Origin of the sequence: Rhizobium sp. SYY.PMSO (assembly GCF_046840415.1) — a bacterium.
Classification (GTDB): Bacteria; Pseudomonadota; Alphaproteobacteria; order Rhizobiales; family Rhizobiaceae; genus Rhizobium.
In genome coordinates this window covers 1039563-1058565 of record NZ_CP177350.1, presented here as the reverse complement: position 1 = coordinate 1058565, position 19003 = coordinate 1039563, and the positions used below count along the sequence as shown (strand labels likewise).

Here is a 19003-nt window from a genome sequence, read left to right as displayed (position 1 = left end):
CCAAGAAGAGCAGTCGGGCAAAGGCGAAAAATGCGCGTTCAAAAGCTGAAACCAGCAATTGCACTAGGAAACTCGGCGCATCCGCGTCAAGAAGAGAGGTTTTTTACTTAAGCGTACCGTAATAGCCAAAACTGACCTAGCCGGGAGAGCAAGGGCCGAATAAACAACGCCGCGTCGCTTCCGATTTCCCCGGAGCGGCACAAGCTTAGCCTCGCCCGCGCGGGGCTTTTTTCTTTTTTACTTGCAGTCGATCAGCGGCGGGGCTCGCCGCCCGGCGCGTAGACGGTATCCTGCTCGAAAGGGAAGACCGAGCCGCAACGGCAGCGCATCATATGCTTGCGTGGATCGGGCGACGGCCGTTCGGTGGAAAAGCCGCGAGGCATCTCGTCTATCTTGAAATCGCGATCGGGTGCGCGGCGGTCGTCGGTTTCAGAAACCTCGGCAAATCCGGCATGCTCGCATTTCGCGCATTCCAGCTTCCGTGAATATCGATCTCGCGCAGTCATTGTCTTCCAATCCGGGACTCGTATCCCGCCCTTCTAGCAGCGCCTTGGCCGCACTTGAAGGCCGTAAACCATTTCCGACGCAGCACAGTTTCTTCCCCGGAAATTTAAGGGGCAAAAAAGCGGATCGCGCAAAAAAAGGGATTGACCTGATGGCAGATGTCAGACCAATTTATCATCCCATGACGAAACCAATGCTGACACCTCTTCCTTCCATAGACCGGACGCAGCAAGTCATCGAGGCGCTGTCGACCTTCATCGAGGCGTCGAAGCTGCAGGCCGGCGACAGACTGCCGACGGAGCGCGAGCTGATGGCGGCGCTTTCGGTAGGACGTTCGACCATCCGGGAGGTGATTACCTATTTCCAGGCTCTCGGGGTCATGGAAACCCGCAAGGGCAGCGGCACCTATCTGCTGAAGCCGGTGTCGAAAGCGACGATCCACATGCCGCTTTCCCTCAACCCGTCGCATCTGCGCGATGCGCTGTTGCAGACGCTTGAGGTCCGCCGCGGTATCGAGTGCGAGGCCGGCATGGTGGCGGCAAGAAAGCGGACCGATGAGGATATCGCCATCATCGAACAGAAGCTCAACGAGATGGAGCGCGTCCATATGGCCAAGGGCACGTCCGGGCCTGAGGATCTTGCGTTCCACCTCGCCGTTTATGACGCCACGCACAATCCCCTGTTCAAGCAGCTTCTCGAGCAGATGCGCGAAACCTTCGAGCGCTTCTGGGAGCATCCCTTCGACCGGCTGGATTTTGCCCGCCGGTCCTTTCCCTATCACCGCACGCTGTTCAACGCGATCGTCGACCGCGACCCCGAGGCGGCGCGCGCCGAAACACTGAAGATTCTCGACGTCGTCGAGGAAGACATCAAGGAAATGTCCAAATGACTGACGGGCTAGAGCCGTTCGAACTTGCCTCCCTTATCACAGCCCATGACGACGGCAATTTCGCCGAGGCTGTCGTGCCGCCGATCTTCCAGACCTCGTTGTTCACCTTCTCCAGCTACGACGAGATGATTGCCTCCTATCGCGGCGAGAAAGTGCGCCCGATCTATACGCGCGGCCTCAATCCGACGGTGCGTATGTTCGAGGAGATGCTGGCGAAGCTCGAAGGCGGCGAGGATGCGCTCGGATTTGCCAGCGGCATGGCGGCGATCTCGTCGGCCGTGCTGAGCTTCGTGGAGCCCGGCGACCGGATCGTTGCGGTCAAGCATGTCTATCCCGATGCCTTTCGCCTGTTCGGCACGCTTCTGAAGCGCATGAAGGTCGAAGTGACCTATGTCGACGGCCGCGATGAGGAGGCTGTCGCCAAGGCGCTTCCCGGCGCCAAGGTCTTTTACATGGAAAGCCCGACCAGCTGGGTCATGGAGGCGCATGATGTCGGCGCGCTGGCCGCGCTTGCCAGGCAGCATGGCGTCGTCTCGATGATCGACAACAGCTGGGCGACGCCCTATTTCCAGCAGCCGCTGAAGCTCGGCGTCGACCTTGTCATCCACTCCGCCTCCAAATATCTCGGCGGACACAGCGACGTGGTCGCCGGCGTCGTTGCCGGCTCGAAGGAAATGATCGCGCGCCTGAAGGCCGAAGCCTATCCCTATCTCGGCGGCAAGCTTTCACCCTTCGACGCGTGGCTGCTGATCCGCGGCCTGCGCACGCTGCCGATCCGGATGAAGGCGCATGAGGCCGCCGCCATGACGATCGCCAGGCGGCTGCAGGAACTCGATGTCGTCGAGCAGGTCTGCCATCCGGGTCTCGCCAATCGCCTGCCTGCCGGCCTGAACGGCACCTCGGGCCTGTTTTCGTTCGTCTTCCGCGAAGGCGTCGATGTCCGCGCCTTCGCCGATCGCCTCAAGCTCTTCAAGCTGGGCGTGAGCTGGGGCGGGCATGAGAGCCTGATCGTACCGGGCGAAGTCGTGCTGCAGCAGAAGGCGCAGCCGAATTCGGCGCATACCTTCGGCATCGATCCGCGTTCCGTACGTCTTCATGTCGGCCTCGAAGGAACCGAGGCACTATGGAAGGAACTCGAGGAGGCGATCGCCGCCGCCTCGTGACATCATCAATCTGAGAGGAAAACCTAAAAGGGGAACCAGCATGAAAAGACTGATAACAGCAGCACTCTTTACCGCCATGATGGCCGGAACCGCCTTTGCCGATACGACGCTGAAGCTTGTGGAAGTCATCACGAGCCCGGAGCGTACCGAGACGCTCAAGTCGATCGTCGCCAAGTTCGAGGCCGAAAATCCCGGCACCAAGGTCGACATCATCTCCCTGCCCTGGAATGAAGCCTTCCAGAAATTCGCCACCATGGTTTCCGCCGGCGACACGCCCGACGTGATGGAAATGCCCGACACATGGGTATCGCTCTATGGCAACAACGGCATGCTCGAAAGCCTGGAGCCCTACCTGGCGAAGTGGGAACATACGAAGGAACTGACGCCCCGGGCGCTGGAACTCGGCCGCTACGTCAAGAACACCGCCTATATGCTGCCCTACGGCTTCTATCTGCGCGCCATGTTCTACAACAAGAAGATCCTGAAGGACGCCGGCATCGCCGAGCCGCCGAAGACGATGGACGAGTTCGTCAAGGCATCCGAGGCCATCTCCAAGCTGCCGGGCAAATACGGCTACTGCATGCGCGGCGGTCCGGGCGGGCTCAACGGCTGGATGATTTTCGCAGCCTCCATGGCCGGCGACAACAAGTATTTCACGGACGACGGCACCTCGACCATGAACAGCCCCGGCTGGGCCAAGGGCATCGAATGGATGGTCGATCTCTACAAGAAGGGCTATGCGCCGAAGGATAGCGTCAACTGGGGCTTCAACGAAGTCGTCGCCGGCTTCTATTCCGGCACCTGCGCCTTCCTCGATCAGGACCCGGACGCGCTGATCGCCGTCGCCGAACGCATGAACAAGGACGATTTCGGCGTCGCGCCGCTGCCGAAGGGGCCGGATGGCAAATCCTTCCCGACCATCGGCTACGGCGGCTGGTCGATGTTTGCCAACAGCCAGAACAAGGAGCTTTCCTGGAAGCTGATCGCGACGCTCGAAGGACCGGAAGGCAATCTCATCTGGAACAAGAAGATCGGTGCCCTGCCGGCCTATACGGCGGCGGAAAAGGACCCCTTCTATGCCGGCGATCAGTTCAAGGGCTGGTTCCAGGAACTGGCCGACAAGGACACCGTTCCCACCGTGATGCCGACCTATCTTGAGGAATTCGCCTTCTTCAAGGATTCGCTCGCCATCAAGACGTCGCAGCAGGCGCTGCTCGGCGATATCTCGGCGAAAGATCTTGCCGATCAATGGGCCGACTACCTGACCAAGGCCCAGCAGAAGTTCCTGGCCAAGAAATAGTCCGCATCATGGCGGCGGAGCGATCCGCCGCCGCTTTTACCCTTTGAAACAGACGGCGTTTGAACGCCGCGAACGGGAACCTTAGCAGATGACTTCCATCGCCGACACGCTCGACAGGCGTCACGATCGCAGGACGTGGCTGAAGCGCCTCGCCGACGCCTCGGAGCCCTATCTTTACAGCGCCCCTGCCCTCATCCTCATCATCGCCGTGATGCTGGTGCCGCTGGCGATCGGTATTTCCTATGCCTTTCGCGATATTCAGCTGCTCAATCCGTTTTCCGGCGGCTTCATCGGCCTGGAGCACTTCCGCGATCTCTCGAAAGACAGCGCTTTCTACTGGGCTCTGAAGAACACGCTATGGTGGACCGGCGCTTCCGTGGCACTGCAATTCATCTTCGGATTGATCCTGGCGCTGTTGCTGGACAAGCCGTTCGTCGGCAGGTCCCTCGTGCAGGCGCTGGTATTTCTGCCCTGGGCGGTTCCCTCCTTCCTCGCGGGTCTCAACTGGTCCTGGCTGTTCAATCCGGTGATCGGGCCGATACCGCACTGGCTGTATGGCATGGGCCTGATGAGCGAGCCGGGCAACATCCTGTCCGATCCAAGCTACGCGATGTGGGGGCCGATCGTCGCCAATGTCTGGTGGGGCATTCCCTTCTTCGCGATTACGCTTCTGGCGGCTCTTCAGGCCATTCCGCGCGATCTCTATGAGGCCGCCTCGATCGACGGCGCCGGCTGGTTCGAGCGTTTCCGCTCGATCACGCTCCCCTTCCTCGCCCCGACCATCGCCATCACCGTGCTGCTGCGCACGGTCTGGGTGTCCAACTTCGCCGATCTGATCGTTGTCATGACGGGCGGCGGTCCCGCGGACCGCACGCAGATCGTTGCAAGCTACATCTTCACGCAGGCATTCAAGCGGCTGGATTTCGGTTATGCCTCGGCCATCGCCCTGGTGCTGCTGGTGCTGCTGCTTGCCTATTCCATGCTGATCATCCTGCTGCGGCAGACCCTGCTGAAGGATTGAGCCATGAGACGATCCATTCTCCCCACCATTGCGCATCGGCTGGCGATCCTCTGCTATGTCGTCTTCGCGCTCTTTCCGCTGTTCTGGCTGCTCAAGGTTTCGGTAACGCCGAACGACCTGCTCTATACGGAAGGCGTACGCATGTGGCCTTCGCGCACGACCTGGGAGCATTATTCCTTCGTGCTGCAGCACAGCGATTTCCCGACCTTCTTCAAGAACAGCCTGATCGTTTCCGCCTCGACGGCGATCGCAGTCACCATCTGCGCCTCGCTGTCGGGCTATGCGCTGTCGCGGTTCAATTTCCGCGGCAAATACTGGATCGTGGCCCTGATGCTGCTGACCCAGATGTTTCCGCTGGTCATGCTCGTCGCGCCCATCTTCAAGATCCTCACGCCGCTGCATCTGACCAACAGCCTGAGCGGGCTCGTCATCGTCTACACCGCCTTCAACGTCCCCTTCGCCACCTTCCTGATGCAGTCCTTCTTCGACGGCATTCCGAAGGATCTGGAGGAGGCTGCCATGATCGACGGCGCCACGCAGTTCACGGCATTCCGGCAGATCATCCTGCCGCTGACCCTGCCCGGCATCGCGGCAACCCTCGGCTTCGTCTTCACCGCGGCATGGAGCGAACTGCTTTTTGCGTTGATGCTGATCAACGGCAACCAGGCCGCGACCTTCCCCGTCGGGCTTCTCACCTTCGTCTCGAAATTCTCCGTGGATTTCGGGCAGATGATGGCGGCGGGCGTCATGGCGCTCATTCCGGCGGCACTCTTCTTCCTGCTCATCCAACGCTATCTCGTGCAGGGTCTGACGGCCGGCGCGGTCAAGGGTTAGTCACATGGCATCGATCGATATTCAGAACGTCAAGAAGGCCTACGGCCATGTGCAGGTGCTGCACGACATCGACCTTCGGATCAAGGACGGCGAGTTCGTCGTTCTCGTCGGTCCGTCCGGATGCGGCAAGTCCACCTTGCTCAGGATGATCGCCGGACTTGAAGACATCAGCGGCGGAGAGATCCGCATTGCCGAAAATCGGGTCAACGAGTTGCATCCGAAGGATCGCGACATCGCCATGGTGTTCCAGTCCTACGCGCTCTATCCGCATATGAATGTGGCCGGCAACATGAGCTACAGCCTGCGGCTGCGGAAGATGGCGAAGGAAACCATCGCCAAGGCCGTCGCCAACGCGGCGGCAAAGCTCGGTCTGGATCCGCTGCTGGAACGCCGCCCGAAGGCGCTCTCCGGTGGCCAGCGGCAGCGTGTCGCCATGGGTCGCGCCATCGTACGCCAGCCGAAAGCCTTCCTTTTCGACGAGCCGCTTTCGAACCTCGATGCACGGTTGAGGGAGCAGATGCGTGCTGAAATCAAGAAGTTGCACGGCGATCTTAAAGCAACGTCGATCTACGTCACCCACGATCAGATCGAAGCCATGACGCTTGCCGACCGCATCGTCGCCATGCATGGCGGCGTGGTGCAGCAGGTCGGCAGCCCGCTTGAGCTCTATGATCGCCCGGCCAATCTCTTCGTGGCCGGCTTTATTGGCTCGCCCGGCATGAACTTCCTCGACGCAATCTATGAGGGAAATGGGGTCAAGCTCAAGGACGGCACACTCGTTTCTCTTCCGCAATCCCTGACAATGGCGGCCGGTACAAAAGTGACGCTCGGCATTCGCCCGGAGCATGTCGTGCTGTCGTCCAATCCGTCCGATATGGCCGCCGATGTCGAACTCATCGAACCCACCGGCTTCGGCATCATCCTGCATCTTTCGCTGCATGGCCTGCCGTTCAAGGTGTTCACGCTGGATCGCAGCGCACTGAGTGCAGGCACCAAGGTCAACGTTGCTTTTCCGGCGCAATATCTGCACGTCTTCGACGAGGAAGGAAAAAGGGCGGCCTGACCGCCGCCCCTCCCTGAAAATTTTCAATCTGCGAAGGGTTCGGTCGGCCCCCTGGAAGGCTGGGTAAACCAGTGCGGGCCGTCCGACGCCATATAGATGTGATCCTCGAGCCGGATGCCGAATTTCTGCGGAAAGACGATCATGGGCTCATTCGAGAAGCACATGCCGGCTGAGAGCTTCGTCGCATTGCCGCGCACGATATAGGGCTCCTCGTGGATTTCCAGTCCGAGGCCATGACCGGCACGGTGCGGCAATCCGGGCAGCGCGTAATCGGGGCCGAGCGAGTACTTTTCCAGTACCGCTCGCGCCGCGTCATCCAGGCTGGAGCAGGCGGCACCCAGTTTTGCGGCATCGAAAACGGCCTGCTGCGCCTCGCGCTCGATCGCCCAGGCGTCCTCGAAGGCGCTGTCGCCGCTTTTCAGCTTGTACGTCCGCGTCAGGTCGGAGTGATAGCCATCGATGCGGGTGCCGGTATCCACGAGGATGACGTCGTCTTCGGCGAGTGTCTGGTCGCCGTTGGCGCCGTGCGGCAGCGATGTGGCCTCGCCGAAGGACACGATGCAGAAGGTCGAGCCGCCATGGGCGCCGGCCTCGCGATGCCGCCGGTCGATGAACTCGACCACTTCAGAGGCGCGAATCCCCGGCTTGAGCAAGGCATGCGCCTGCCTGTGCACATCGAGCGTCAGGTTCATGGCATATTGTATGAGCGCGATTTCGGCAGGAGACTTGATCCGGCGCAGGCTGTTGATGAGCGGCCCGCCGTTCGCCAGCCTTTCGGCTCCAATCTCCGCTGCCAACGCATTGTAGAAGTAAAGCGGCATGTTGTCGTCGAGCGCCAAAGTACCTGTCTTGCCGAGCACGCGCGCGATCAATGCCGCACTGCTCTCCTCTTCCTGCCACTCGAGGATTTCCGCCGGCAGATGCGGCAGGGTTTCGACCCGGCTGCGTTCGAAGCCCGGGACGATGTAATAAAGCTCGGTCGGCGTGACCAGTGCTCCCAAAAATCGCTCGCTCGCATGCCAGATGAGGCCGGTGAAATAACGCAGGCTCTCGGTCGGTCCGAGCAGCATGCCGGCCAGTCCCTGCGTGTCGAGCAATTGGCGAAGGCGCGAAAGGCGCTGCTGCCTTTCTTCCTCGGTGATCCGGGGGACTGAATGGTGCCACGACATTTTTTACTCTCCTCAACTCTTTCGGTCTTGCGCATTTTCATTTCGTATGAGGCGCGATGCCGCCGACACTATTCCTCTTGTGGGCAAATTGTCGACAAGGAAAATGCTCAGCATTGCCGGCGTCTGCGCACCGCGTTGCCGCCCGCACGGCAAGATAGGTTCGAAGCTGAGAGAATCGACAGAATGGCGATCACCGCGTCAGGATTCGGCGCTTATCCGGCCAAAAGCCAAAGCATTGCGTCTCCACGCGAAGAAAAATGTAAAAAAATGTTGCCGCCGGGCTCGTAGAAAACTTCGTTCGCAATATTCCTTTTCCGGGAAATACGCAGAAACATACGGACGTATTGCATTCATACAGCCTCGTTAGCCTCGGCATCAGTTAATCGTAATGAAGGCACTGATCATGAGGCAACGATATATCGTCGCAACTTTATTGATAACAGTCGTCGGCGGCATGACCGCCGCAGCTTATGCCGCGGAGCCGGCCGTCGCGCCGGGCGCGCAGGCGCCTGCCGTTACAGAGGCTGCTCAACCTGCGCCGGCAGGCATGCCGGGCGGCGGCGAGCCTTGGCCCGGCCCGCATCCCCATGGGCCGATGATGGCTTTCGGCGATGGCATGCCCATGCCGCCGCATGAACCGCCAGGCGGTTTCCCGCACGGGGGCAACCCGGCTCTGGAACTCGCAGGCGAGCTATCCGCGATGGAGACGCTCATCGGTATCCGCAGCGCCCAGCTTGATGCCTGGAGAGATTACACCAGCGCGCTGACGGATTTTCTGACGCCCCCCGGGCATCGGCCGCCCGGTCCGCCCAGCGGCGAGGACGTCGCTCCCCCTCAGGCCGACCATGATGCGGGTAAGCCGGCGCAACTCTTCGGCGAGCATATTGCCGAGCGCGCGCTGGAGCGCGCCGCCAAGGCCGCCGTTCTCAAGGACAAGGCGGCCACGCTCCGCAACGTTTTGACATCGGATCAGCTCACCAAGCTCGAGGACGCCGAACGATCGCTCGTTCCCGGCCCGCATGCGTTTCGCTGAACGACGATAGAGGTCAGGCCAGGGACATCCCGCTGCAAAATCGACTGAGACCATTTTCTCTCCGCCTCCAACCGATTGAGATCCCCCCGGACGCCCCTGTCGGTTGGAAGGAGCGGCTCCACCAGGAGCCGAATGGTCCGGGAGCGCCCCGCCCGGCGCTCCCGGACCAAAGGCGTGCGAGCACCATCGTTCTTCCCGTGGAAGACAGCAGATCGCTTCCCGAAACGCTCCGTCGCCTGTCCCGGCCTCGCCGAAGGCCAGCACAAAAGACCAACGATCAGGGATAGAAATCTTGCCGACATATTTGCGTTCATACAAAGGGCTGTCGAGTATCGCCCTTGCCGTCGGGCTTGCCAGCGCATTGACAAGCTGCGTCGTAGGCCCCGACTACCGCACGCCGGATCTTGCCATGCCGTCTCATTGGGCCGGCAAGACCAGCTCCAAACCTTCGAAGGCGCCGCAGCTGTCGCAATGGTGGAAGCAGCTCAAGGATCCGACGCTCGACGCGCTGATCGAGGAAGCGATCGCCGGCAATCTGGACGTGGCGACCGCCAAGGCCAAGATCCGCGAAGCGCGGGCCACCTACCGGGAACAGAGAGGAACCTTGTTTCCGACGGTGGAGGCAAGCAGTTCCGGAACACGCTCACGCACCTCCGCGACCGAGAGCGGCACATCCGACGCGACATTTTCCACGATCTATCAGGGAGGTTTCGACGCCAGCTGGGAGCTCGATCTCTTCGGCGGCAACAAACGCGCGGCCGAGGCGGCAAAGTATGGCGTCGATGTTGCCGACGAGCAGCTGCGCGATACGATGCTGACGCTGATCGGCGACGTCGCATCCTACTATGTACAGGCGCGCGAATATCAGGCGCTGCGTGATCTGGCCAGGCGCACCGCCGTATCGCAACGCAAGAGCGCGGCGCTGACGCATGCGGAATATCAGGCAGGCAGCGCCACCGGCGTCGATACCGCCAAGGCCGATGCGCTGGCCGCCAGCACGGAATCCGACATCCCGACCTACCAGATTTCCTATGTCGAAGCGGTTCATCGCCTGAGCGTATTGCTGGGCAAACCGCCCGCGGCACTGGAAGATACGCTCAAGGCCGGAGGACCGATCCCAAGTCCGAAGATGAATGTTGCGACGGGCATTCCCGCCGACATCCTTGTGTCGCGGCCGGACGTTGGCCTCGCGGAGCGGCAGCTTGCGCAATATACGGCGAAGATCGGCCAGGCCGAAGCCAATCGCTATCCATCCATTTCACTGACTGGTGACATCACATCTTCCGCCGCCAGCATCGGCGATCTCGCCAAAAAATCCTCCATCGGCTGGTCGCTCGGCCCGTCGCTGACGGTGCCGCTCTTCCAGGGCGGTCAGCTCAAGGCGGCCGTCGATGTTGCCAAGGCCGAGCGCGATCAATACTTCATTGCCTATCAGGCGGCCGTCCTGTCGGCGATGGAGGATGTCGAAAACGCCGTGGTCTCGCTGACCCAGGAGCGCTTGAAATACGTCAAGCTCGTCTCCTCCAGCAGCTCCTATCGCCGTGCCTCCGATCTTTCGCGGACGCTCAACAAGGCCGGCGTCACCGATTTTCTCGATGTGCTCGATGCCGAGCGCTCGCTCTACAGCGCCGAGGAATCCGTCATTCAAAGCCGGGCGTCGATCGCCACCGACTATATCGCCCTCAACAAGGCGCTGGGCGGTGGCTGGAACGGGCAGGTCGACGCCTCGACCCCGGCCGTCATCGACACCAACACCGGCCCGCACCTGACCATGGCAAAGTAATCTCATGCTGAACACCCTGGACCATAAAGCACCGGCGACCGTCAGTCCGAAACGCGCCAAGGAGGCTGCTCCCGCGAAATCTCCATCGCGCCCGCGTGTCGGAATGCGGCATCTGCTGGTTGTCGCACTCCTTGCGCTCGCCGCGATTGGCTTTCTCTCGTTCCACTATGGCTATTTCGACCAGCAGACCACGCTGGCCATCACGGCGCCGGTCACGCGCGGCGACATCGAGGAGGCGGTGCTCGCCTCCGGTACGTTCAGGCCGGCCAAGCTGGTTGCCGTCGGCGCGCAGGTTTCCGGACGGATCACCGCGCTGCACGTCAAGCTCGGCGATACGGTGAAGAAGGATACGCTGGTTGCCGAAATCGACTCGACCACACAAAGCAACGACCTGAGGACCGCTCAGGCGTCCCTGGCGAACATCAAGGCACAGCGGCAGGAGAGCGAGGCCGAACTTGCGAATGCGGAGCTGACGCTCGTCCGCCAGCAGACGGTATTCCGCAATCAGGCCGGCTCCAAAGCCGACCTCGATAGCGCGCAAGCGAGCGTCAGGAAGATCACGGCCCAGATCGCAGCCATCGACGCGCAGATCACATCGGCCGAAGTCGCGGTGGAAACCGCACGCGCCAACCTCTCCTACACGCGCATCACCGCGCCGATGGATGGCACGGTGCTTGCCATCGTCAACCAGCAGGGTCAGACGGTGAACGCCGCACAATCCGCGCCGACCATCGTCATCCTCGGACAACTCGACACCATGATCGTCCGCACCGAAATCTCGGAAGCCGATGTCGTCAAGGTCAAGGTAGGACAGCCGGTCTATTTCACTATTCTCGGCGATCCGGGCACCCGGTATGAGGCAACATTGCAGTCGATCGAGCCGGCGCCGGAATCGATCACCAGCGACAGCAGCGTCACCTCGTCGTCGAGCACAACGTCGTCGAGCAGCAGTACGACATCGTCATCCTCGTCCTCCGCGATCTATTACAACGGCGTGTTTGCGGTGCCGAACCCCGATAATTACTTCCGCACCTATATGTCGGCGGAGGTTCACATCGTTCTCGGCCGGGCCAAGGATGCCCTTGTCATCCCCTCCTCCGCGCTCGGCGCAAAGTCGGCCGACGGCTCCTACGCCGTTCAAGTCGTGAATGACGACGGCGAGCGAAGCCGGCATGCGGTCACGGTCGGTCTCAACAACAATGTCTCGGCCGAAATCCGCTCCGGCCTGTCGGAGGGAGAGAAGGTCGTGATCGGCGAGGCAAGCGCCACGACGGCCAAGAGCAACAACAACGGCGGCCCGCCACCACCAATGGGGTTCTGAACGATGTCTTCCCCCATTATCGAATTGAAAGGCGTGCGCCGGGAATATCAATCCGGAGACCGCACGATTGCGGTCCTGCAGGATATTGACCTGTCGATCGCCGAAGGCGAAATGGTTGCCATCGTCGGGCCTTCCGGTTCGGGCAAATCCACGCTGATGAACATCATCGGCCTGCTGGACCGCCCGACCGATGGCACCTATGCGATTGTCGGCGCGCAGACGCATCGCCTGGACAGCGACGCCCTGTCCAAACTGCGCAGGGAGCATTTCGGCTTCATTTTCCAGCGCTACCACCTGCTTTCCGAACTGACGGCGATCGGCAATGTCGAAGTGCCCGCGATCTACGCCGGGCAGCCGGGTGAAACGAGGCGGGCCCGCGCGGCGGCACTTCTCCAGCGTCTCGGCATGGGTGAGCGGGGCAGCCACCGCCCCGGCCAGCTTTCGGGCGGTCAGCAGCAGCGAGTTTCGATAGCCCGGGCCCTGATGAACAACGGCAACGTGATCCTTGCCGATGAGCCGACCGGCGCACTCGACCGGCAGAGCGGCGAGGAGGTTCTTCGCATCCTTGGCGAGCTGCACGCCGAAGGCCATACGATCGTCATCGTCACCCACGACATGAACGTTGCCGCATGTGCCGATCGCATCATCGAGATTTCCGACGGGCGGATCGTTGCCGATCGACGCACGCGCAAGGCGGCCCATCCGTCGCAAGTCTCCGCGGCCGAAACCGGCTTCGGCAAATCCGTCTGGCAGGAAATGGCCGGCCGGCTGGCGGAAGCCTTCCGAATGGCGATCCTTGCGCTCAAGGCCCATCGTTTGCGTACGTTCCTGACCATGCTCGGCATCGTCATCGGCATTGCATCCGTCGTCAGCGTCATCGCGCTCGGCGAGGGATCGCAGCGCAAGGTGCTGGAAAATATCAACAGCCTCGGCACGAATACGCTCGAAATCTTTCCCGGAAAGAGCTTCGGCGACACGCGCTCGGGGCGCATCAAGACCCTGGTGGTCGCAGACGCCGACGCGCTTGCGAAACTGACCTATGTCGCCGCCGTCACGCCGACCGTCTCGACAAGCAGCACCGTGCGTTTCGGTTCGACCGAGGCGAATGCCCTCATCAACGGCGTCGGCGACGCATATTTCTCTGTGAAGGGGTCGAAGCTGGTCGCCGGCAAGCTCTTCGACGCCGACAGCGTGCGGCGGCTGTCGCAGGATGCGGTGATCGATCAAAACACAGCGACGACCTTGTTCACCGACAGGGGCCTCGATCCGGTCGGTCAAACGATCCTGGTCGGCAAGGTCCCCGTGCGCGTCATCGGCGTCATCGCCTCGCAGCAAGGCGGCTTCGGCTCCAGCGACAACCTTTCCGTCTACCTGCCCTACACCGGCGTCCAGGCACGCCTCCTCGGCGACATGTCGCTGCGCAGTATCACCGTGCGCGTCGCCGACAATACCGAGAGCTCGACGGCGGAGACGGCCGTTACGCAATTTCTGGAGCGCCGCCACGGCACCAGGGATTTCTTCATTCTCAACACCGACGACATTCGCCAGACCATCACCAGCACGACCCGCACGATGACGCTCCTCGTCTCGGCGATCGCCGTGATCTCGCTGCTGGTCGGCGGCATCGGGGTCATGAATATCATGCTGGTCTCGGTGTCGGAGCGCATTGCGGAAATCGGCGTGCGCATGGCTGTCGGCGCGAGACGTCTGGACATTCTCCAGCAGTTCCTGATCGAAGCGGTGCTGGTCTGTCTGCTGGGTGGTGCTTTCGGCATCGCGACGGCGCTAGGCTTCGGCTTCGCCTTCAATCATTTCGGATCCAGCTTCACGCTGATCTATTCGGCCGGCTCGATCATCCTGGCGTTCGCGTGCTCCTGCGCGATCGGCCTGACCTTCGGCTACCTGCCGGCGCGTAACGCCTCGTTGCTCGATCCCGTAGCAGCGCTATCGAGAGATTGATATTTTCAGAAAAAACGGAGTGGCGGGGCCGGAAAAGCAATCCGGCTTCGCCATTCGTGTTGGGGGCGTCATGGCGAAGCCGGGTATGCGGGGCGATCAAAGCCTGCTCGAGCCAAGCTGCTGACCGGCCATAATTTTACATCAGTTGATGCCCGCAACATTTCCGAACATTGCTGAAACAGGGCATTTTGATGACATTTGGTGTCTCGGCTTTTCTATCCGAATGACGTTATTTAGCAAATTCTGCTGCTTTACTATGAATATTGCCGCTTACCGTATTTTCGAGTGCACTACACAAGTAAAGTCCGGCTTTCACGGGATTCCGGGCTGAACAGAGCCACGTTTTCGACGGGAGCCGAGGCTGTATCCGGATATCGATTCGATCGGGCTGCCTGTGCCGGGCCGGTTCCGTTCTTCACGGAATCGCCGGATCGCTCCCTCTCTTTGCTGCCGCAGTTTCGGACGGAAAGCCGCTGCACGCTTTTTCCGGTATCGCCCTAACCTGCCGTCTTGGCGTCGGCACTTTTGAACGACACCACCTGTTCCAGCCCTTTGGGCTGGCGGTTGCGCACGGTGATTTCCCCTTCGAACCGGGTGATGATCTCACGCGCTATCGCCATTCCGAGGCCGGCACCGGGGAAGGATCTTTGCCTTGCTATGTCGATGCGGAAGAAGGGTTCGAATACCTGGTTCAGCCGGTCTTCCGGAATGCCTGGACCGGTGTCGACGATTCTCACGACGGCCCGGTTGCCGAGATGCGTCACCGTCACGGTTGCCGACTTGCCGTGCGTGGCGGCATTGATGAGCAGGTTGCGCAATGCTCGGGTGATGGCAAGCGGTCCCGCGCAGATCGTTGCCTGCTCCAGTTCGCCGTGCTTGACATTCAAATCGATCGCAGTCAGTTCCGTGACGATGTCCTGGACGATCCTGTCGAGCCTGACCTGCTCGAGGCTGTCCTTGGAAATCTCCTCCCGAACGAGGCCGATGGCGCTGTCGGCGATCATGTCGAGTTCCTCCAGATCGGCAAGCCACTTGCGTCGCTCCTCATCGTCGGCGATGAATTCCGCCCGCAGGCGCATCCGGGTCATGGGCGTCCGCAGATCGTGCCCGGCGGCGGCAACGAGCCGCATGCGGCTTTCGGTGGCTGCCTTCACCCTGGCCGACAGGCCGTTGAGCGCTTGCGCGGTGGCCCGAATCTCGCCGGGGCCGGTTTCCGGTATATGCGGCAATGTGCCGTCCGGATTCACCGCGGCAACGGCCTCTTCCAGCAGGCGCAGCGGTTTCATGATCTTCGAGGCGGCAAAAATGGAAACCAGCACACTGCCGATGATGATGAGGCCGAGCCACCCCACGAGCACCTTCCAGCCATCCGGCGGCGGACCGTGTTGCGGCATTGGGGTGATCAGCCAGTTGCCGTCGGAAAGTTTCAGCGACGCGATCATCTCTCCGGTCGATTGACGCGATATGACCGCGTCGCGCATGCCGGCAATACGAAGCAGCGCCTCCATCAGAAAGCGGGACAGTTCCTCGTCGCGCTGGCCTTCCGCCGGCATGGGCGCAACGACCAGTCCCGCCGCCGCCGCCGTGGCTCTATCCTTCTCGGCGAAGGTCGCCAGAATGGAAAGCTGCCTGGCCATGCGCTCGACGGTCATGTCCGGCCGAGGCCCGCGCATGACGAGACTTGCCACGAAGGATGAGGAAATGACCACCAGAACGATGGCCGTCAACAGGAGCAGCGCCAGGCGCGCGCCAAGCGACCTCATAATTCGCCCTTGACGGCCGTTACCGGAACGACGAGCTGGTAGCCGCCATTGCGGATCGTCCTGAAGATCGGCTCTTCCGCAGTTTCTCCCAACTTGCGGCGAAGGCGGCTCATCAGAACGTCGATCGAGCGGTCGGCAGGATCGCGATCACGCCCCTGCGTCAGATCCAGCAGTTGATCGCGCGACAGCAATCGTCCTGCCCGCTCCAGAAACGCCTTGAGAAGATCGAATTCGGCGCCTGTCAGCGAGATAACCTCGCCATTGTCCCTGCTCACCCGACGAAGTTGCGGGTCAAGCATCATGTCTGCGAACTGATAGCGCCTCTGCTCGGGCTCCGAGGACGAATCCTCGTTCGTGCGGCGCAGGACGGCCCGGATACGAGCGGCCAGCTCGCGCGGATTGAACGGCTTTCCGAGATAGTCGTCGGCGCCGATCTCAAGGCCGAGGATACGGTCTATGTCCTCTTTCAAGGCAGTCAGCAGAATGACCGGAACCCGGGGACGGCGGTTCCGCAGATCGCGGCATAGATCGAGGCCCGATCCGTCGGGGAGCATCACATCCAGCACCAGCAGGTCCGGCTGGCGACGGTTGAGCGCATCGTTGCATCCGCGAAGATCGCTCGCCGTCGATACGCGAAAACCCTGCTCCTCCAGATAGCGGCTCAGGAGCGAGCGTATCTCGTGATCGTCATCGACTATCAGAATATCCGGTGCGGCAGTCGCGTTCATAGGCTTCATTCCGTTTTCCCAACCCTTATACAAACTATCAGTTCTCTGAAAAGAAGGGGTTTGCGGCGCTAATACGGAAAATTGGGGCGGCGAAACATTGGTTTACAAAATTCCCGGCGCCGGAAATGTTGAGCAACACAATAATGCCTGAAGCGAAAAAATGGCAGCGCAGATCGAGCTGGGCGCGGGGGAACCTGCCCTGTCGAGCCGTCAGTCGGCGTGCAGGCGGGCGATCGCCGCATTTCCGCATGGGAAAACCATGCCGAAGCACCCTCACAATGCGGGGATATGAATGGAAGTGCGCGAGAATATGCGCGGTTGAATTGCAATCGATAACGTAAAAAAATTCGTGGGGTTTCCGCGCGACGGAAGTCGAAAAGGCGCACCGAAGTGCGCCTCTCGTTCAGACTACGAAAAAAGTCGACGGCGGAACCTGCAATGCGAGGGCAATGCGCCGAAGCTTGGCCGGATCGGCTTCCGCACCGGCCTCGATCTCAGTGATTTCCTCACTGGTGAGACCACAGGTTTCAGACAGGTCGTCAACCGTGTAACCGATAGCTTCACGCGCCTGCCGCACGGCAGCAGCGATTTCGCCATGGGGAACGGTGGAAGCTTTTGAACTATCGATATTGTTCGGAGTAATGGACATGAAATTTCTCCTTCCAAAGTCCGCCGGCCGTTTCGTTGCCGGGTGAAGGCAGCTATTGCAGCCATGAGGCATATCGACCTAAACAGACGCGGCCGAACGCTCGGTCAATATAGGCATCAATGCGGCAAGGGCAAGCACGGAAGCGCATAGCTGCCAATCCTCCAGCTCTCGGCTTATGTCCTATCTTAATATTCAGTGATGACAACCGCACGTCATAGTTACAAAAATCGCATTTCTTCACCGCTGCGCCGCCAATCGCCCCCATTCTTCATCACCAAGACGTGATAAGGCGCCCGTGTGGATAAGGGCTATTTCCTGCCCTTCGCCCTGCGGATCTTCCGACGGCCGGGCACATGAAAGTGCGCGCACACAAACTGAAACGGCCCCTTGCGGGGCCGTTTCATCCTTGGGAGGATGGAGCGAAGCTTATTCGGCGGCCTGCAAGGCAGGCACCTCTATGTCCTCGCTCAATTGCCCCGCCATCGCGGCAGCAAACTTGGTCCGGTCGAGCTCGTTTTCCCAACGAGCGACGACAACGGTGGCAACGGCATTGCCGACGAGATTCGTCAGGGCGCGGCATTCCGACATGAAGCGGTCGATGCCGAGGATCAACGCCATGCCGGCGATCGGAACGGACGGCACGACGGCAAGAGTGGCGGCAAGGGTGATGAAGCCTGCGCCGGTGATGCCGGCTGCGCCCTTGGAGCTCAGCATGGCCACCAGCAACAGCAGGATCTGGTCGCCGAGCGACAGCGACGTATCGGTTGCCTGGGCGATGAACAGCGCCGCCAAGGTCATGTAGATGTTGGTGCCATCCAGATTGAAGGAATAGCCTGTGGGGATGACGAGGCCGACGACCGAGCGTTTGCAGCCCGCACGTTCCATCTTGTTCATCAGGCCCGGCAGTGCCGCCTCCGAAGACGAGGTGCCGAGGACGAGCAGCAGCTCTTCCTTGATATAGCGGATCAGAGCCAGGATCGAGAAGCCGTTGTAGCGGGCGACGGCGCCGAGCACGATGAGCACGAACAGCAGCGAGGTCAGGTAGAAAGTGCCGATCAGGAACGCCAGGTTGGCGATCGTGCCGATGCCGTACTTGCCGATGGTGAAGGCCATGGCGCCGAAGGCGCCAATCGGCGCGAATTTCATCAGCAGGGCAACCATGCGGAAGATCGGCGTGGTCAGCGCCTGCAGGAAATCGACGATCGGGCGGCCGCGCTCGCCGGAAGCGCCGAGCGCGATGCCGAAGATGACCGAAAAGAACAGCACCTGCAGAATATCGCCCTTGGCGAAGGCACCGACGATCGTGTCCGGAATGATGTTCATCAGGAAGCCGACGACCGAGGCATCATGGGCCTGCGCCGCATATTTGCTGACGGCCTTCGTGTCCAGCGAGGCCGGATCGATATGCATGCCCGCGCCCGGCTGGAGAACATTCGAAACGATAAGGCCGACGATCAGGGCCAAGGTCGAGAAGGTCAGGAAGTAGATGAACGACTTGCCGACGACGCGACCGAATTTCTTCAGGTCGGACATGCCGGCGATGCCTGTGGCGACCGTCAGGAAGATCACGGGTGCGATGACCATGCGCACCAGCTTGATGAAGGCATCACCGAGCGGCTGCATCGATGCGCCGAGCTGCGGATAGAAATGACCAAGCAGGATGCCGGCGGCGATAGCGGTGAGAACCTGCACGTAGAGGTGCCGGTAGAAGGGGAGCTTGCCGTGCGGTTCAGCGGCAGCGATGGGAGCAATCATGATGTCCTCCGTTAAGCCCAACCGATCTCTCGGCCCTCCGGGCGACTAGAATTCAACAGCCTCCGACTG

At 61.0% G+C, this 19003-nt stretch carries 16 protein-coding genes; 10 read left to right on the top strand and 6 right to left on the bottom strand.

Annotated elements, in window-relative coordinates; translation table 11 throughout:
* Window positions 1-251 precede the first annotated feature (251 nt).
* A complete protein-coding gene (locus tag ACJJVH_RS23245; protein ID WP_112800015.1) occupies window positions 252-506 on the bottom strand; it encodes a hypothetical protein in 255 nt (84 codons plus the stop codon).
* Window positions 507-697: 191 nt separating this feature from the next.
* Here ACJJVH_RS23245 and ACJJVH_RS23240 point away from each other — a divergent pair, with 191 nt between their 5' ends.
* The 6 genes from ACJJVH_RS23240 to ACJJVH_RS23215 all read left to right on the top strand — a co-directional run bounded on the left by ACJJVH_RS23240 (window position 698) and on the right by ACJJVH_RS23215 (window position 6774).
* Window positions 698-1393, top strand: coding sequence for a FadR/GntR family transcriptional regulator (locus ACJJVH_RS23240; RefSeq protein ID WP_112800013.1), 696 nt, complete (start codon window positions 698-700; stop codon window positions 1391-1393).
* Entirely contained in the window at window positions 1390-2556 is a 1167-nt protein-coding gene (locus tag ACJJVH_RS23235; RefSeq protein ID WP_113503097.1) for a PLP-dependent transferase, read from the top strand. The genes ACJJVH_RS23240 and ACJJVH_RS23235 overlap by 4 nt, the downstream gene beginning before the upstream one ends.
* Window positions 2557-2596: 40 nt before the next feature.
* Complete coding sequence (locus ACJJVH_RS23230; protein ID WP_112800009.1) at window positions 2597-3856, top strand: ABC transporter substrate-binding protein; 1260 nt, start codon at window positions 2597-2599, stop codon at window positions 3854-3856.
* Window positions 3857-3944: 88 nt separating this feature from the next.
* Window positions 3945-4877 carry a carbohydrate ABC transporter permease gene (locus ACJJVH_RS23225; RefSeq protein WP_112800007.1) on the top strand — a complete coding sequence of 311 codons (933 nt, stop codon included), beginning with the start codon at window positions 3945-3947 and terminating at the stop codon, window positions 4875-4877.
* A gap of 3 nt (window positions 4878-4880) precedes the next feature.
* On the top strand, window positions 4881-5711 hold the full coding sequence (locus tag ACJJVH_RS23220; RefSeq protein ID WP_112800005.1) for a carbohydrate ABC transporter permease: 831 nt from the start codon (window positions 4881-4883) through the stop codon (window positions 5709-5711).
* Between the two features lie 4 nt (window positions 5712-5715).
* Window positions 5716-6774, top strand: coding sequence for a sn-glycerol-3-phosphate ABC transporter ATP-binding protein UgpC (locus ACJJVH_RS23215; protein ID WP_113370948.1), 1059 nt, complete (start codon window positions 5716-5718; stop codon window positions 6772-6774).
* A gap of 23 nt (window positions 6775-6797) precedes the next feature.
* Here the strand turns inward: ACJJVH_RS23215 and ACJJVH_RS23210 are convergent, their stop codons facing one another.
* A complete protein-coding gene (locus ACJJVH_RS23210; RefSeq protein ID WP_412065264.1) occupies window positions 6798-7943 on the bottom strand; it encodes a M24 family metallopeptidase in 1146 nt (381 codons plus the stop codon).
* Between the two features lie 403 nt (window positions 7944-8346).
* On the opposite strand from ACJJVH_RS23210, the gene ACJJVH_RS23205 reads away from it, so the two are divergent.
* The 4 genes from ACJJVH_RS23205 to ACJJVH_RS23190 all read left to right on the top strand — a co-directional run bounded on the left by ACJJVH_RS23205 (window position 8347) and on the right by ACJJVH_RS23190 (window position 14039).
* A complete protein-coding gene (locus ACJJVH_RS23205) occupies window positions 8347-8976 on the top strand; it encodes a hypothetical protein (protein ID WP_412065263.1) in 630 nt (209 codons plus the stop codon).
* Between the two features lie 292 nt (window positions 8977-9268).
* A complete protein-coding gene (locus ACJJVH_RS23200) occupies window positions 9269-10759 on the top strand; it encodes an efflux transporter outer membrane subunit (RefSeq protein ID WP_412065262.1) in 1491 nt (496 codons plus the stop codon).
* Window positions 10760-10763: 4 nt separating this feature from the next.
* Window positions 10764-12080, top strand: coding sequence for an efflux RND transporter periplasmic adaptor subunit (locus tag ACJJVH_RS23195; RefSeq protein WP_412065261.1), 1317 nt, complete (start codon window positions 10764-10766; stop codon window positions 12078-12080).
* Between the two features lie 3 nt (window positions 12081-12083).
* Window positions 12084-14039, top strand: coding sequence for a MacB family efflux pump subunit (locus ACJJVH_RS23190; RefSeq protein ID WP_412065260.1), 1956 nt, complete (start codon window positions 12084-12086; stop codon window positions 14037-14039).
* 497 nt (window positions 14040-14536) lie between these two features.
* Here ACJJVH_RS23190 and ACJJVH_RS23185 read toward each other — a convergent pair whose 3' ends face one another.
* The 4 genes from ACJJVH_RS23185 to ACJJVH_RS23170 form a co-directional block, all read right to left on the bottom strand.
* Window positions 14537-15802, bottom strand: coding sequence for an ATP-binding protein (locus ACJJVH_RS23185; RefSeq protein WP_112799994.1), 1266 nt, complete (start codon window positions 15800-15802; stop codon window positions 14537-14539).
* Entirely contained in the window at window positions 15799-16530 is a 732-nt protein-coding gene (locus tag ACJJVH_RS23180; protein ID WP_112799992.1) for a response regulator transcription factor, read from the bottom strand. Before ACJJVH_RS23180 ends, ACJJVH_RS23185 begins: the two co-directional genes overlap by 4 nt.
* A 403-nt stretch (window positions 16531-16933) precedes the next feature.
* Entirely contained in the window at window positions 16934-17179 is a 246-nt protein-coding gene (locus tag ACJJVH_RS23175) for a helix-turn-helix domain-containing protein (RefSeq protein WP_112799990.1), read from the bottom strand.
* A gap of 426 nt (window positions 17180-17605) precedes the next feature.
* Window positions 17606-18934, bottom strand: coding sequence for a dicarboxylate/amino acid:cation symporter (locus ACJJVH_RS23170; protein WP_113357552.1), 1329 nt, complete (start codon window positions 18932-18934; stop codon window positions 17606-17608).
* Window positions 18935-19003: the final 69 nt, after the last annotated feature.

Excerpts from the sequence above, each read along its gene's own strand:
- ACJJVH_RS23210 (WP_412065264.1), bottom strand. The coding sequence starts at position 7,943 with ATGTCGTGGCACCATTCAGTCCCCCGGATCACCGAGGAAGAAAGGCAG.
- ACJJVH_RS23230 (WP_112800009.1), top strand. The coding sequence starts at position 2,597 with ATGAAAAGACTGATAACAGCAGCACTCTTTACCGCCATGATGGCCGGA.
- ACJJVH_RS23240 (WP_112800013.1), top strand. The coding sequence starts at position 698 with ATGCTGACACCTCTTCCTTCCATAGACCGGACGCAGCAAGTCATCGAG.
- ACJJVH_RS23195 (WP_412065261.1), top strand. The coding sequence starts at position 10,764 with ATGCTGAACACCCTGGACCATAAAGCACCGGCGACCGTCAGTCCGAAA.
- ACJJVH_RS23175 (WP_112799990.1), bottom strand. The coding sequence starts at position 17,179 with ATGTCCATTACTCCGAACAATATCGATAGTTCAAAAGCTTCCACCGTT.
- ACJJVH_RS23185 (WP_112799994.1), bottom strand. The coding sequence starts at position 15,802 with ATGAGGTCGCTTGGCGCGCGCCTGGCGCTGCTCCTGTTGACGGCCATC.
- ACJJVH_RS23170 (WP_113357552.1), bottom strand. The coding sequence starts at position 18,934 with ATGATTGCTCCCATCGCTGCCGCTGAACCGCACGGCAAGCTCCCCTTC.
- ACJJVH_RS23205 (WP_412065263.1), top strand. The coding sequence starts at position 8,347 with ATGAGGCAACGATATATCGTCGCAACTTTATTGATAACAGTCGTCGGC.
- ACJJVH_RS23245 (WP_112800015.1), bottom strand. The coding sequence starts at position 506 with ATGACTGCGCGAGATCGATATTCACGGAAGCTGGAATGCGCGAAATGC.
- ACJJVH_RS23235 (WP_113503097.1), top strand. The coding sequence starts at position 1,390 with ATGACTGACGGGCTAGAGCCGTTCGAACTTGCCTCCCTTATCACAGCC.
- ACJJVH_RS23180 (WP_112799992.1), bottom strand. The coding sequence starts at position 16,530 with ATGAACGCGACTGCCGCACCGGATATTCTGATAGTCGATGACGATCAC.
- ACJJVH_RS23190 (WP_412065260.1), top strand. The coding sequence starts at position 12,084 with ATGTCTTCCCCCATTATCGAATTGAAAGGCGTGCGCCGGGAATATCAA.
- ACJJVH_RS23215 (WP_113370948.1), top strand. The coding sequence starts at position 5,716 with ATGGCATCGATCGATATTCAGAACGTCAAGAAGGCCTACGGCCATGTG.
- ACJJVH_RS23225 (WP_112800007.1), top strand. The coding sequence starts at position 3,945 with ATGACTTCCATCGCCGACACGCTCGACAGGCGTCACGATCGCAGGACG.
- ACJJVH_RS23220 (WP_112800005.1), top strand. The coding sequence starts at position 4,881 with ATGAGACGATCCATTCTCCCCACCATTGCGCATCGGCTGGCGATCCTC.